Annotated in this window: 13 protein-coding genes; all 13 read left to right on the top strand. The window is 38.9% G+C overall.

Features of this window, described 5'->3' with window-relative positions; translation table 11 throughout:
• Positions 1 to 125: 125 nt before the first annotated feature.
• Positions 126 to 1,628, top strand: coding sequence for a F0F1 ATP synthase subunit beta (gene atpD, locus ASE92_RS18385; RefSeq protein ID WP_056851590.1), 1,503 nt, complete (start codon positions 126 to 128; stop codon positions 1,626 to 1,628).
• Positions 1,629 to 1,708: 80 nt separating this feature from the next.
• A complete protein-coding gene (gene atpC, locus ASE92_RS18380; RefSeq protein ID WP_056851589.1) occupies positions 1,709 to 1,954 on the top strand; it encodes an ATP synthase F1 subunit epsilon in 246 nt (81 codons plus the stop codon).
• 565 nt (positions 1,955 to 2,519) lie between these two features.
• Positions 2,520 to 3,410, top strand: a complete 891-nt coding sequence (locus tag ASE92_RS18375; RefSeq protein ID WP_056851588.1) for an aminotransferase class IV — start codon at positions 2,520 to 2,522, stop codon at positions 3,408 to 3,410.
• A 73-nt stretch (positions 3,411 to 3,483) separates the two neighbouring features.
• Positions 3,484 to 5,166 carry a dihydroxy-acid dehydratase gene (gene ilvD, locus ASE92_RS18370; protein ID WP_056851587.1) on the top strand — a complete coding sequence of 561 codons (1,683 nt, stop codon included), beginning with the start codon at positions 3,484 to 3,486 and terminating at the stop codon, positions 5,164 to 5,166.
• Positions 5,167 to 5,331: 165 nt separating this feature from the next.
• The gene (locus tag ASE92_RS18365; protein ID WP_200926457.1) at positions 5,332 to 5,715 is read left to right on the top strand and encodes an ORF6N domain-containing protein; all 384 of its coding nucleotides are present in this window, start codon (positions 5,332 to 5,334) and stop codon (positions 5,713 to 5,715) included.
• A 123-nt stretch (positions 5,716 to 5,838) separates the two neighbouring features.
• The gene (gene ilvB / locus ASE92_RS18360) at positions 5,839 to 7,590 is read left to right on the top strand and encodes a biosynthetic-type acetolactate synthase large subunit (RefSeq protein WP_056851586.1); all 1,752 of its coding nucleotides are present in this window, start codon (positions 5,839 to 5,841) and stop codon (positions 7,588 to 7,590) included.
• Positions 7,591 to 7,683: 93 nt separating this feature from the next.
• A complete protein-coding gene (gene ilvN, locus ASE92_RS18355; RefSeq protein WP_056851585.1) occupies positions 7,684 to 8,322 on the top strand; it encodes an acetolactate synthase small subunit in 639 nt (212 codons plus the stop codon).
• Positions 8,323 to 8,401: 79 nt separating this feature from the next.
• Positions 8,402 to 8,872: a DinB family protein gene (locus ASE92_RS18350; protein ID WP_056851584.1), complete on the top strand. Its 471-nt coding sequence runs from the start codon at positions 8,402 to 8,404 to the stop codon at positions 8,870 to 8,872.
• Positions 8,873 to 9,195: 323 nt separating this feature from the next.
• Complete coding sequence (gene ilvC, locus ASE92_RS18345) at positions 9,196 to 10,677, top strand: ketol-acid reductoisomerase (protein ID WP_056851583.1); 1,482 nt, start codon at positions 9,196 to 9,198, stop codon at positions 10,675 to 10,677.
• A 56-nt stretch (positions 10,678 to 10,733) separates the two neighbouring features.
• A complete protein-coding gene (gene leuC / locus ASE92_RS18340) occupies positions 10,734 to 12,137 on the top strand; it encodes a 3-isopropylmalate dehydratase large subunit (RefSeq protein WP_056851582.1) in 1,404 nt (467 codons plus the stop codon).
• Between the two features lie 47 nt (positions 12,138 to 12,184).
• A complete protein-coding gene (locus ASE92_RS18335; RefSeq protein WP_056851581.1) occupies positions 12,185 to 12,520 on the top strand; it encodes an antibiotic biosynthesis monooxygenase in 336 nt (111 codons plus the stop codon).
• Positions 12,521 to 12,619: 99 nt separating this feature from the next.
• A complete protein-coding gene (locus ASE92_RS18330; protein ID WP_082455133.1) occupies positions 12,620 to 13,381 on the top strand; it encodes a trans-aconitate 2-methyltransferase in 762 nt (253 codons plus the stop codon).
• A gap of 57 nt (positions 13,382 to 13,438) precedes the next feature.
• Positions 13,439 to 14,044, top strand: a complete 606-nt coding sequence (leuD, locus tag ASE92_RS18325; RefSeq protein ID WP_056851579.1) for a 3-isopropylmalate dehydratase small subunit — start codon at positions 13,439 to 13,441, stop codon at positions 14,042 to 14,044.
• The last annotated feature ends 108 nt before the right edge of the window (positions 14,045 to 14,152 follow it).

The following is a 14,152-nucleotide window of genomic DNA, read 5'->3' as shown; positions in this document are numbered from 1 at the left end:
CGCCTAAGAAAAATTTGTAATATATATTTAAAATTTACTAATAATAACTTAACTTTGCCAACCGAATTGGAGCCCTTACAAACAGCTTTAATTCATTGACTGTAATAAATTTACTCACAACAGATATGCCTAACTTAGGAAAAATAGCACAAATTATCGGCCCAGTGGTTGACGTTAGCTTTGCTGATGATGCCCATCTACCTAAAATTTTCGATGCGTTAGAGATAACAAAAGAAAATGGACAAAAAATTGTTTTAGAAGTTCAACAGCATTTAGGCGAAGATCGCGTACGTGCAATCTCTATGGATTCTACTGATGGTTTAGTTCGTGGAATGAAGGTACTTGATACTGGTTCAGCGATTAAAATGCCAGTTGGCGATCAAATTAAAGGTCGTTTATTTAACGTAGTAGGTGATGCGATTGACGGTATTACTGCTGTAGATAAAACTGACGGTCGTCCGATCCATGCTACTCCTCCTAAGTTCGAAGATCTATCAACTGAAACTGAGGTACTTTTCACAGGTATCAAAGTAATCGATTTATTAGAGCCTTATGCAAAAGGTGGTAAAATTGGTTTGTTCGGTGGTGCTGGTGTAGGTAAAACGGTATTAATTATGGAGTTGGTAAACAACATCGCTAAAGCTTATGCTGGTTTATCAGTATTCGCAGGTGTTGGTGAGCGTACTCGTGAGGGTAACGATTTACTTCGTGAATTTATAGAATCAGGCGTAATCAACTACGGTGACGATTTCTTACACTCAATGGAAAAAGGTGGATGGGATTTGAAATCGGTTGATACTGAAAAATTAAAAGAATCTAAAGCAACATTGGTTTTCGGTCAAATGAACGAGCCTCCTGGTGCACGTGCTCGTGTAGCATTATCAGGATTAACAGTTGCAGAATATTTCCGTGATGGTGATGGTGAAGGCGCAGGAAAAGACATCCTTTTCTTCGTTGATAACATCTTCCGTTTCACTCAGGCAGGTTCTGAAGTATCGGCTTTATTAGGCCGTATGCCATCTGCAGTAGGTTACCAACCAACATTGGCAACTGAGATGGGTTTAATGCAAGAGCGTATTACTTCAACTAAACGTGGTTCAATTACATCAGTACAAGCGGTATATGTACCTGCGGATGATTTAACTGACCCTGCACCGGCAACAACATTTGCCCACTTAGATGCAACTACTGTACTTTCTCGTAAAATTGCTGAGCTTGGTATTTATCCGGCGGTAGATCCATTAGATTCTACCTCACGTATCCTTTCTCCTGCTGTTTTAGGTGATGAGCACTATAACACTGCACAACGTGTGAAAGAAACTTTACAACGTTATAAAGAATTACAAGATATCATTGCGATTTTAGGTATGGACGAATTATCTGAAGAAGATAAATTAGTGGTATCAAGAGCTCGTCGTGTTCAACGTTTCTTATCTCAACCTTTCCACGTAGCAGAACAATTTACAGGCCTAAAAGGTGTGTTGGTTGATATTAAAGATACCATCAAAGGTTTCAACATGATTATGGATGGTGAAGTTGATGAATATCCAGAAGCTGCATTTAACTTAGTTGGTAGCATTGAAGATGCTATTGAAAAAGGTAAAAAGTTATTGGCAGAAGCTAACTAAGACGTGAGACATTAGATATGAGATGTGAGACGGGATGCAAATCTCAAATCTCATATCTCAAATCTCAAATCTAAAAAAGAATGACTTTAGAAATATTAACTCCAGATAAAAAAGTTTTCGAAGGTGAAGTAACAGCAGTTACCGTTCCTGGTACTTTAGGTTCTTTTCAGATTTTGAAAGACCATGCGGCGATCATCTCAACTTTAGAAGATGGGGAAGTTATTATCAAAGCCGGCAAAGCCGATGAGCAACGTTTTTTCATCAAAGGCGGTGTTGTCGAAGCCATCCACAACAAAATTGTTGTTTTGGCTGAAGGTATTGCTTAGATAAAAATTAGTGCTGAATTTATTTTAGCCTCATTAGAGAAAGCCTTTCCTATTAATTTCGGGAAGGCTTTTTTGTTATAGTTAACCCTTAGAATTTGAACATTTCTCCAACCACAAGTCACATTTAGGAAGAAAATAGTAAATTTTACAATGCAAGCATAACAAACATACCGTATACCGTTTTGATATTCGGTATACCACCAACGGCATTAAATCACAAATTCCACTTCGATAACGAATAACATTCTGTTTAAACATAAAATTTAAAAATATTATTCTTATTTAACTTTTTTCTGATTTCTCTTGCATATTAATGAACCAAAAACTAAATTGGTATTTATAAAGCATCAGAAAATAATGACAATTCAAAACAGCAATCTTTTCAAAATCAGCACCGCAAATGCGGGCGGAAATATTGTGTTGTTATTTGTCATTATTCTAAACCTCCTACTCCTAATTTTAGGAAAGAAGACGGGCAGCTTTTAAATAGATTTAAAAAACTAAATATACCTAAAGCGTCCTGATACAAACAGGACGCTTTTTTTAAATAACAAAACGCAGTATTATGAAGTACTACAATTCTAATACGATTATTTATCTTGATGGAAGGTTCGAAAAAGCTGTAGATAGTGGCACCGACCTTTATGGCCAGTCGTTACACTACGGTTATGCCGCGTTTGAAGGTATCAGAGCATATAAAACACACAATGGAAATCGGATTTTCAAAGCCGCTGCCCATTTTGACCGTTTAGAGCGCTCTTGCCAGTTGGCAAATATTCCTTTCCCATGGGGTAAACAAGAATTAATTAAAGAAACCTACAAGCTTCTTACTTTAAATAAGTTGAAGGATGCCTATATCCGGCCGTTGGTTTTTTGCCATCCAAACATGAAACTGAATGGACCAAGCGGTGTTTCGATACTAATCTGCGCCTGGGATTGGGAAGCTTATTCAGGGAATAAACTTTTAAAGCTCACGATCTCCGATTACGAAAGACCAAACCCGAAATCGACTCCGATGGAGGCTAAGTTAAGTGGAAACTATGTAAACTCCATTTTGGCAACCACTGCGGCCAACATTAAGGGATATGACGATGCGCTACTTTTAGATATGCATGGATTTGTTGCAGAATCTTCTGGTGCGAACATTTTTCTAGAGAAAGATGGAAAATTATACACTCCATCGTTGGGTAATATTTTACCAGGCATTACCCGGGCAACGGTTAAAGAACTTTGCAGCGTGTTAGATATCGAATGCATCGAGAAAAAATTAACTGTTGAAGATTTGAAAAATGCAGATAGTGCCTTCCTATGTGGGACTGCTACCGAAATTGCAGGTATTGCCTCTATTGACGATATCGTTTTCCGCACTCTTTGGAGAGAATCTATCGGTTATACCATACAAAGAGCTTATAAAAACCTGGTACTAGAAAAAGTAAACTACGAGGTAATTATTTAGTATCGAGTATCAAGATTGATTGCAAAACATTACAACCTTAAAACATTACAAAATTACCACCAATTACTAAACAATGAGCGAATTAAACAAGTACAGTAAAACATTTACACAAGACCCAACACAACCTGCTGCACAAGCTATGTTATATGGAATCGGATTAACCGATGCAGATATGGCAAAGGCACAAGTCGGAATTGCAAGTATGGGTTATGATGGCAACACCTGCAACATGCACCTTAACGATCTTGCAAAAGATGTTAAAACTGGGGTTTGGAAAAATGATTTAGTGGGCTTGGTTTTTAATACCATTGGGGTGAGTGATGGGATGAGTAACGGAACGGATGGGATGCGTTATTCATTGGTAAGCCGCGATGTAATTGCTGACAGTATCGAAACCATTTGCGGTGGACAATATTACGATGGAATTATCTCTATTCCAGGCTGTGATAAAAACATGCCGGGAGCAATCATGGCTATGGCTCGTTTAGATCGGCCATCAATTATGGTTTACGGCGGAACGATTGCTCCAGGACATTATAAAGGCGAAGAATTAAATATAGTTTCAGCATTTGAAGCATTAGGACAGAAGATCTGTGGTAATTTATCTGAAGAAGATTATCAGGGAATTATAAAACATACTTGCCCGGGTGCAGGTGCATGTGGAGGAATGTACACTGCAAACACCATGGCGTCAGCAATCGAAGCTTTGGGTATGAGTTTGCCTTATTCCTCTTCAAACCCGGCAATTAGTCCTGAGAAAAAGCAAGAGTGTTTAGATGCCGGAAAATACATCAAGATATTATTAGAAAAAGATATCAAACCATCTAATATTATGACGAGGAAAGCATTTGAAAATGCCATCCGTTCGATCATTATTTTAGGAGGAAGCACCAATGCAGTACTACATTTTATTGCAATGGGTAAAGCTATCGGAGTTGAAATTACACAGGATGATTTCCAGAGAATGAGCGATGTAACTCCGGTTTTAGCTGACTTTAAACCAAGCGGAAAATACCTGATGCAAGATCTACACCAGTACGGTGGTATTCCTGCAGTGTTGAAATTCTTATTGAATGAAGGTTTGTTACATGGCGATTGCCTGACCGTAACTGGAAAAACGATGGCCGAAAACCTGGCTGATGTAAAATCAATCATGGATTACGATCAGAAAATTATTCAGAAATTAAGCGAACCAATCAAACCAACAGGTCACTTACAAATTCTTTATGGAAATTTAGCGGAGAAAGGTTCAGTTGCAAAGATTTCCGGTAAGGAGGGTGAAAAATTCGAAGGTCCGGCACGTGTTTTTGATGGCGAGCATGATTTAATCGCTGGTATTTCTAGCGGTCGTGTTCAACCGGGAGATGTAATTGTAATCAAAAACTCTGGCCCAGTTGGTGCTCCAGGTATGCCTGAAATGTTAAAGCCAACATCGGCCATTATCGGTGCAGGTTTAGGTAAGTCGGTAGCTTTAATTACTGATGGTCGCTTCTCTGGTGGAACACACGGCTTTGTAGTAGGTCACATCACGCCAGAATCTTATAAAGGAGGTTTAATTGGTTTGGTTGAAGATAATGATCCGATTTTAATCGACGCCGTTAATAATATAATTAGTTTGCAAATAAGCGAAGAGGTGATCGCCGAGCGAAGAAACAGATATGTTCAACCAGTATTGAAAGTGACAAAAGGTGTGCTTTATAAATATGCTAAAACAGTATCAGATGCAGCAAGCGGTTGTGTGACTGATGAATATTAACCCCCTAACCCCTGAAGGGGGAAGGATGAGAAAGTAAAAAATAGTCATCCCGACTATAAATCAACATAAAACTTAAAGATATGCAGATTATTAAGAGCATTCAAAGTAGAATTTATACGATTCGGGGTGAAAGAGTAATGCTAGATTTCGATTTGGCTTTGCTTTATGCAAGTTGAAACAAAGGTTTTGAATCAAGCGGTAAAACGAAATATAGAACGTTTTCCAGATGATTTTATGTTTAGGCTATCCTCAAGTGAATGGGAAAGTATGCGGTCACAAATTGTGACCGCATACGAAGAGATTCCTAACCTGTCATCACAAATTGTGATGATAAGCCAAAACAAAAGAAATATAGGGATTACTCCTTACGCTTTTACAGAGCAAGGTGTAGCCATGCTAAGTGGAGTTTTGAGAAGTGAAAGGGCAATTAACATGAACATTGCCATTATGAGAGCCTTTGTAGATGTTCGCAAAATCTTGCTAAAACAAAGCAATATTAATGAACAGCTACTTGAAATTAAAGAGCGACTTGGCGAGTATGATGTTTAATTAAACGAACTCTACGATGCAATGGATAACATGCTCGACGAAAAAATTGCTCAATTAAAATGGAAAGATAGGGAGCGGATTGGGTTTAAAATTAAAGAATAATAGAACCGTAAAAACATAATTATGGAAACTGCACAAGATACGATACAACAAACCGAGGCGAAAGCAGAAGCTTCAAAAACTTTATTCAAAGGAACAGGCTCGCAGGTTTTGTTGAATGGATTAATTGAAGAGGGCGTAACCACCATTTTCGGCTATCCAGGCGGCGCTATCATGCCAATTTACGATGCACTTTACGATTACGCCGACAAATTAGAACACATTTTGGTTCGCCATGAGCAAGGTGGTATTCATGCCGCACAAGGTTTTGCCAGAACAAGTGGAAAAGTTGGGGTTTGTTTTGCTACAAGTGGTCCGGGCGCAACTAATTTAGTTACTGGTTTAGCCGATGCTCAAATCGATAGTACACCTTTGGTTTGTATCACAGGGCAGGTTTTTGCTCATTTATTAGGCACCGATGCTTTCCAGGAAACAGATGTGATTAACATTACAACCCCCGTTACTAAATGGAATTATCAGGTTACCGATGCTAAAGAGATCCCGGAGGTTTTGGCAAAAGCATTTTATATCGCCAAAAGCGGCAGACCAGGACCAGTTTTAATTGACATTACTAAGAACGCACAATTACAGGTTGAGGAATTTCCTGAATATGTAAAATGTAATCATATCCGCTCTTATCGCCCAAAGCCAAAAGTTAGGGTTGAATATATTGAGCAAGCGGCAGCATTAATCAATGCAGCAAAAAAACCATTTGTATTATTCGGACAGGGCGTTATTTTAGGCAAAGCGGAAGCAGAGTTCAAAGCGTTTATTGAGAAATCTGGCATCCCAGCTGCCTGGACAATCATGGGGGATGGCGCAATTCCAACTTCACACCCATTAAATGTTGGTATGTTGGGGATGCATGGCAATTACGGTCCGAATGTTTTGACTAATGAATGTGACGTATTAATTGCGATTGGAATGCGTTTCGATGACCGCGTAACTGGCCGTTTAGATAAATATGCAAAACAGGCAAAGGTAATTCATTTCGATATAGACCCTGCTGAAATTGATAAAAATGTAAAGGCAGAAGTAGGCGTTTGGGGCGATTGTAAAGAAACCCTACCCCTATTAACCAATCTGGTTAATGAAAGGAAACACGAAGAATGGTTAGCGAAATTTAAAGATTATAACCAGCAGGAAATAGACCAGGTAATTACGCCAGAGCTTCATCCAACAAGTGATGAAATGACTATGGGCGAAGTATTGCGTAATATCAATGAAATCTGCGGCGGCGATGCTATAATCGTAACCGATGTTGGTCAACACCAAATGGTTGCTTGCCGTTATGCCAAATTTAATAATACCCGCAGCAATATCACGTCTGGTGGTTTGGGTACCATGGGCTTCGGCTTGCCGGCAGCAATTGGTGCAAAATATGGTGCGCCAGATAAAACGGTAATCGCGATTATCGGTGATGGAGGTTTCCAAATGACACCACAGGAACTGGGAACCATCATGCAGTTTGGTGCTGCAGTAAAAATTCTGATTTTAAATAATCGCTTTTTAGGAATGGTTCGCCAATGGCAACAATTATTCCACGATAAACGATACTCGTTTGTAAACATTACCAGTCCTGATTTTGTGGCCCTGGCTAAAGCATATTACATCGAGGCCGATAAAGTTGATGAACGTGCCAATTTAAGAAAAGCTTTGGAAACGATGATCAATCACGAAGGTTCTTACCTTTTAGAAGTGATGGTTGGAAGAGAAAATAATGTTTTCCCAATGGTTCCACAAGGAATGAGCGTAAGTGAAATTAGGTTGAAATAGTTAAGATAAAAGAACAACGAGCAAGGAATAAAGATAAAAAAGTAAAGGCATGATGTCTTTTATCCTTGTTCCTTTATCCTTAATCCAATAAACATGAGTACTGAAAATACAATACAACATACAATAGATAAAGCCGATATAGACGGGAAGCAAGAATACACCATCACCGTGTATGCTGAAAATCGCATTGGTTTATTAAACAGGATTGCGATTATCTTCTCGAAAAGAAAAATTAATATCGAAAGTTTAAATAGTTCTGCCTCCGAAATCGATGGTATCCACCGTTTCAACATTGTCATTACCGAAAGTTATGAAGTGGTTCGGAAACTTGCCCGTCAGATTGAAAAGCAAATTGAAGTTCTGAAAGTCTATTTCAATACCAATGAAGAAATTATCTGGCAGGAACTGGCGCTGTACAAAGTATCTACAGATGAAATTGCGGAAAAAGTAACCGTAGAACGTTTGCTTAGACAATATGGAGCAAGTGCCGTGGTAATTCGTAAAGATTATACCGTTTTTGCCGTAACTGGCCACAGAGAAGAAACCGATGCGCTAGTGAAAGCACTTGAGCCTTACGAACTAATTGAGTTTGTACGTTCTGCAAGGGTTGCCATTATAAAAGACAGCGCCGGTTTCCACGAGAAACTGAAAGAATTTGAAGCCTTTGAACCTGGAGAAGAACTGGTAGAAAATGAGTTCTTAGATAAAGGCGAGAAGATATTTACAATGTAAATGAGCACGACTTTATAAGTTGTAAGTTATAAGTTCAGGACGTAAAACGTATAACTTAAAACCTAAAACAATAGAAAAAATGAACGAAATATTTGATTTTATAATTACCTCACGCAAAGCCTTTATTCAGTTAATAGATGGCTTAACGATTGAGCAATTGAATAAAATTCCTGAAGGTTACAACAACAATATCATTTGGAATTTCGGGCACATTGTGGTAAGTACACAAACGCTTTGTTATGTACGCACCGGGATTTTAGCAGATGCAAACTCGGTAAAATTTAACGAATTCTATAAAAAAGACACCCGGCCAACGTACACTGTAACGGCGGTGGAAGTTGCGGAATTAAAAGCATTAGCCATTAATAGCATTGAAAAAATAAAAGAAGATTATGCAAATGGCATTTTTGCAAACATCACGCCTTTTTCAACTTCCACCTATGGAGCAGAGATGAAAAGCATAGAAGAAGTGCTGGTTACTACTATAGGGCACGATAATGTGCATTATGGATATGCCTGGGCAATGAAGAAAGGTGTAGAAAGGGTTTAGGGCAACAACACCGAACCTGAGTAAAATAAACCCGATTGAAGTGGAAATACTTTTTTTGCAGCAACCCTGAATAAATGTCATGCTGAGGCACGGGGCATCTGCAACCGATGAAACAAATTCTTCGTTCCTCAGAATGACAGGAGTTAAAAAAGATTGAACGAAAAGCGGGACTGATTAACCGAAAAGCACAGAAAATTGCTTTACATATTCAGAAGAATACGCTCAATACGATAAAAATGTTCGTAAGGATACGAACCATGGCAGTAAAACTGCAAAAAACAAAATAATTAGAAAATAGAACCATAAAATAAATAACAAAAACGATGTCAAATTATTTTAACACATTACCTCTTAGAGAAAAATTAAACCAACTGGGTGTTTGCGATTTCATGGATAGCAACGAGTTTTTAGATGGCGTTAGCGCTTTGAAAGGCAAAAAACTAGTGATTGTAGGCTGCGGCGCTCAAGGCTTAAATCAAGGTTTAAATTTAAGAGATAGTGGTTTAGATGTAAGTTACACGTTGCGCAAAGAGGCGATTGAAGGCAAAAGAGATTCATGGAAAAATGCAACCGAAAACAACTTCACAGTTGGTACTTACGAAGAATTAATTCCAACTGCCGATGTGGTAATTAACCTTACGCCAGATAAACAACATACTGCCGTTGTAAATGCAATTATGCCTTTAATGAAGGAAGGTGCCACATTATCTTACTCACACGGTTTCAATATTGTGGAAGAAGGCATGCAAATCCGTAAAGATTTAACGGTTATTATGGTGGCTCCAAAATGTCCGGGTAGCGAAGTTAGAGCGGAATATGTTCGTGGTTTTGGTGTGCCCACTTTAATTGCAGTACATCCAGAAAACGATCCTCAAGGTAAAGGGTTAGCACAGGCTAAAGCGTACTGCGTAGGCACTGGTGGACATAGAGCGGGAGTTTTAAAATCATCTTTTGTAGCCGAGGTTAAATCTGATTTAATGGGCGAGCAAACTATTCTTTGTGGTTTATTGCAAACTGGTTCTATCCTATCTTTCGATAAAATGGTAGAGAAAGGAATTGATGCCGGTTATGCATCTAAATTGGTTCAATATGGTGTTGAAGTGATTACGGAAGCCTTGAAACAAGGTGGTATTACTGCAATGATGGATAGATTAAGCAATGTTGCTAAAATCAAGGCTTTCGAAATCTCCGAAGAATTGAAAGACATTATGCGTCCTTTGTTCCAAAAACACCAGGATGATATTATGAGTGGCGAATTTAGCCGTACCATGATGGAAGACTGGGCTGCCGGAGATAAAAATTTATTGAAATGGAGAGCTGAAACTGGTGAAACTGCTTTCGAAAAAACGCCTGCTGGCGATGTTAAAATTGGTGAGCAAGAATACTTCGACAATTATTTATTAATGGTTGCTTTCGTTCGTGCAGGTGTTGAATTGGCTTTCGAAACAATGGTACAGGCGGGTATTAAACCAGAAAGTGCTTACTATGAAAGCTTGCACGAAACACCGCTTATTGCCAATACGATTGCCCGTAAAAAGTTATTTGAAATGAACCGCGTAATTTCTGATACGGCTGAGTATGGTTGTTACTTATTCGACCAGGCTTGTAAACCATTATTAGCTGACTTCATGACTAAAGTTGACACTGATTTAGTGGGTAAAAACTTTAACGAAGGTAAAGATGGCGCTGTAGATAACAGAAAATTAATCGATGTTAACGAGGCAATCCGCTCACACGAAGTAGAACAGATTGGCGCTACATTGCGTAAAGCGATGACTGCCATGAAAGCAATTAAAACTGCATAATAGAACTCAAACCTTTTAGGTTTTAAAAACCTATAAGGTTTACAAAAAATAACAAAATGTCAAAAACATTAGTAGAAAAAATTTGGGATGCACACGTTGTAAAAAGCGAAGAAGGCTTTCCTGATATTTTATACATTGATACACACTTAATACACGAAGTAACTTCTCCGCAGGCTTTTGATGGTTTGCGCAAGAGAGGATTACCAGTTTTTCGTCCGCAGCAAACGGTGGCTACTGCCGACCATAACGTGCCGACTTTAAACCAATTACAGCCAATTAAAGAAGAGCTTTCCCGCTATCAGGTGGATATGCTGACTAAAAATTGTGCAGAATTTGGAATCGAACTTTATGGTTTAGGACACCCATTTCAAGGCATTGTTCACGTAATCGGACCTGAATTGGGTATTACTTTGCCAGGTAAAACGATGGTTTGTGGCGATAGTCACACCTCAACACATGGCGCTTTCGGAGCCATTGCTTTTGGTATCGGAACCTCGCAAGTAGAGCAGGTTTTTGCAACGCAATGTTTATTGCTGTCGAAACCTAAAACCATGAAAATTGAGGTTAACGGCGAATTGGGCAAAGGTGTTGGTGCAAAAGACATCATCCTTTACATCATCTCCCAAATTTCTGCAGCTGGTGGTACCGGATATTTTATCGAATATGCAGGTTCGGCAATTGAAGCTTTGAGTATGGAAGCCCGAATGACAATCTGCAACATGAGTATAGAAATGGGTGCCAGAGGTGGTTTAATTGCTCCTGACCAAACCACTTTCGATTATATCAAAGGAAGAGAGTTTGCTCCCGCAGGCGAGGAGTGGGATAAAGCTTTAGCGTACTGGAAATCTTTGTACAGCGATGCTGATGCGAAATTCGATAGCGTTCTAACGTTTAATGCTGCAGATATCGCACCAATGATTACCTACGGAACCAACCCAGGAATGGGAATGGGAATCCAGGAGCACATTCCGGCGACTAACGCACAACCTGAAAAAGAAAAACTTTCTTATCAAAAAGCTTTGGATTATATGGGTTTTGATGATGATGCCGCTTTGATTGGAAAACCGGTCGATTATGTTTTCATCGGTAGCTGTACCAACTCTCGTATTGAAGATTTACGCGAAGTGGCAGATTTTGTAAAAGACAAACGCAAAGCGGATAATGTAACCGTTTGGATTGTTCCGGGTTCTAAACAAGTAGAGCAACAAGCGAAAAATGAAGGTTTAGATAAAATCTTCGAAGCCGCAGGTTTTCAATTGCGTGAACCAGGCTGCAGTGCTTGCTTAGGAATGAATGAAGATAAAATTCCAGCTGGAAAATATTGCGTTTCTACATCAAACAGGAATTTTGAAGGCAGACAAGGACAAAATGCCAGAACATTACTAGCCAGTCCGCTAACGGCAGCAGCTGCTGCTGTTACAGGTGTGATAACGGATGTGAGGGAGTTGCTAACCCCCTAGCCTGATAAAGGGGGAACCGAAAAGCAAGAGGGAAAAATCTAAATAAAATGTCTGAAGCGCTAAACTTAAACAGTAGAAAGTCAAAAGCCCCTTTAGGGGTTGGGGTTCTGGAAGTTGCGATATTAAATGTTAAAACTGGCTTATCAGCCGATTTTGAAAAAGCTTTCAACGAAGCTCAAAAAATCATTTCCTCCATGGAAGGTTACATTTCGCATCAACTAAAAAAGTGTTTGGAAGAAACTGACAAATATATTTTACTGGTAAACTGGGCAACATTAGAAGCACATACCGAAGGTTTTAGAGGAGCTGCAGAATACCAAGACTGGAAAAAGCTGCTTCATCATTTTTACGATCCTTTTCCAATTGTTGAACATTATGTTTAAGCGATTGAGTCGTACATGATTGGATGATCGAATATCGCATAGCGATTTAATCTTAAAAATCCTTCAAACATGTAAATCTTGATCAAAAAGAAAAAAATTATGCCAGAAATAGCTTGGGATGCAAAATTATATGACAAACAACACCACTTCGTGTCTGACTATGGAGCGGATGTTTTGCAATGGTTGGCGCCCAAAGCCAACGAATATATTTTAGATGTAGGTTGTGGAACTGGTCAGCTAGCCGCTCAAATTGCCGAAAGTGGTGCGATAATTTTAGGAACTGATGCATCGGCGGATATGATTGCAAATGCAAAAGCTGCTCACCCAAATTTAGATTTTGAAGTAGTTGATGGAACGCAACTTCCTTACCATGAAAAGTTTGATGCCATTTTTAGCAATGCTACTTTCCATTGGATCGAAAACCAAAATGCTTTAGTAGAGGGTTTGTTTCAAAGCCTGAAAACTGGCGGAAGATTAGTTGCTGAATTCGGTGGCAAAGGAAATGTCAAGAGTATAACCGATGCCATAAAATCTGCTGCTGAACAATTAGGCTTTGCAGATAAAGTTTTGACTGATTTTTGGTTCTTTCCATCAGTTAGCTCTTATTCAACTCTTTTAGAATTGAAAGGTTTTGAAATAGAACAAATTTGGTTATTCGACAGGCCGACAAAGCTTGTTGGAGAACAAGGAATATACGTTTGGATTAGCCAATTTGCACAGCATGCCTTTAAAAACTTAGCTAACGATCAGGCTGAATCTATTAAAAATTTAGCTGTTGAGATACTGAAACCAAATTATTTCATCAATGGAGAATGGGTGGCAGACTATAGAAGATTGCGAGTGAAAGCGATAAAAAAGTAATACGTTTTAGGTTATAAGTTAAAAAAAACAAGCAAACCAAAAACAAAAAAAAACACAATGAAAAAATTCACAAAATTAACATCGGCAGTAGTGCCTTTAAACATAGAGAACATTGATACCGACCAGATTATTCCGGCAAGGTTTCTAAAAGCGACCACACGTGATGGCTTTGGTGAAAATTTGTTCCGCGATTGGCGTTATGAAAACGATAATCAACCTAAAGCTGATTTTGTGCTTAATGACCCAACTTATGGCGGCCAGGTTTTAGTTGCCGGAAAAAACTTTGGTTGTGGTAGTAGTCGTGAGCATGCGGCCTGGGCTATTCAGGATGCAGGTTTCGATGTCGTAATCAGTAGTTTCTTTGCCGACATTTTCAAAGGCAATGCACTAAACAACGGCCTGTTACCTATTCAGGTAAGCGAAGAATTTTTAAAGAAAATTTTCACAGCAGTGGATAACAATCCAAGAACAAATTTGACCATCGATTTAGAAAACCAAACAGTTACAATCGAGGGGCAGGTCCTCCGTTCTGGGGAAGATTTAGGTGGGGCTGAGAGTTTTGAAATTAATCCTTATAAAAAATCTTGCCTGATTAATGGCTATGATGACATAGATTTCATTCTAGCGCAAAAAGATTTGATTGAGGAATTTGAAAAAAATTAATGTCGAAAAGCTAAGACAATCGTCATTGCGAGGTACGAAGCAATCCTACAACTATTGCTAGGTTCTTCAAACCATCGCATTAAGATTGCTTAGTACCTCGCAATGACG

The organism is Pedobacter sp. Leaf41 (assembly GCF_001422545.1).
GTDB lineage: Bacteria > Bacteroidota > Bacteroidia > Sphingobacteriales > Sphingobacteriaceae > Pedobacter.
The sequence above is the reverse complement of the archived record's forward strand: the minus strand, read 5'-3'. Positions and strand labels throughout refer to the sequence as shown.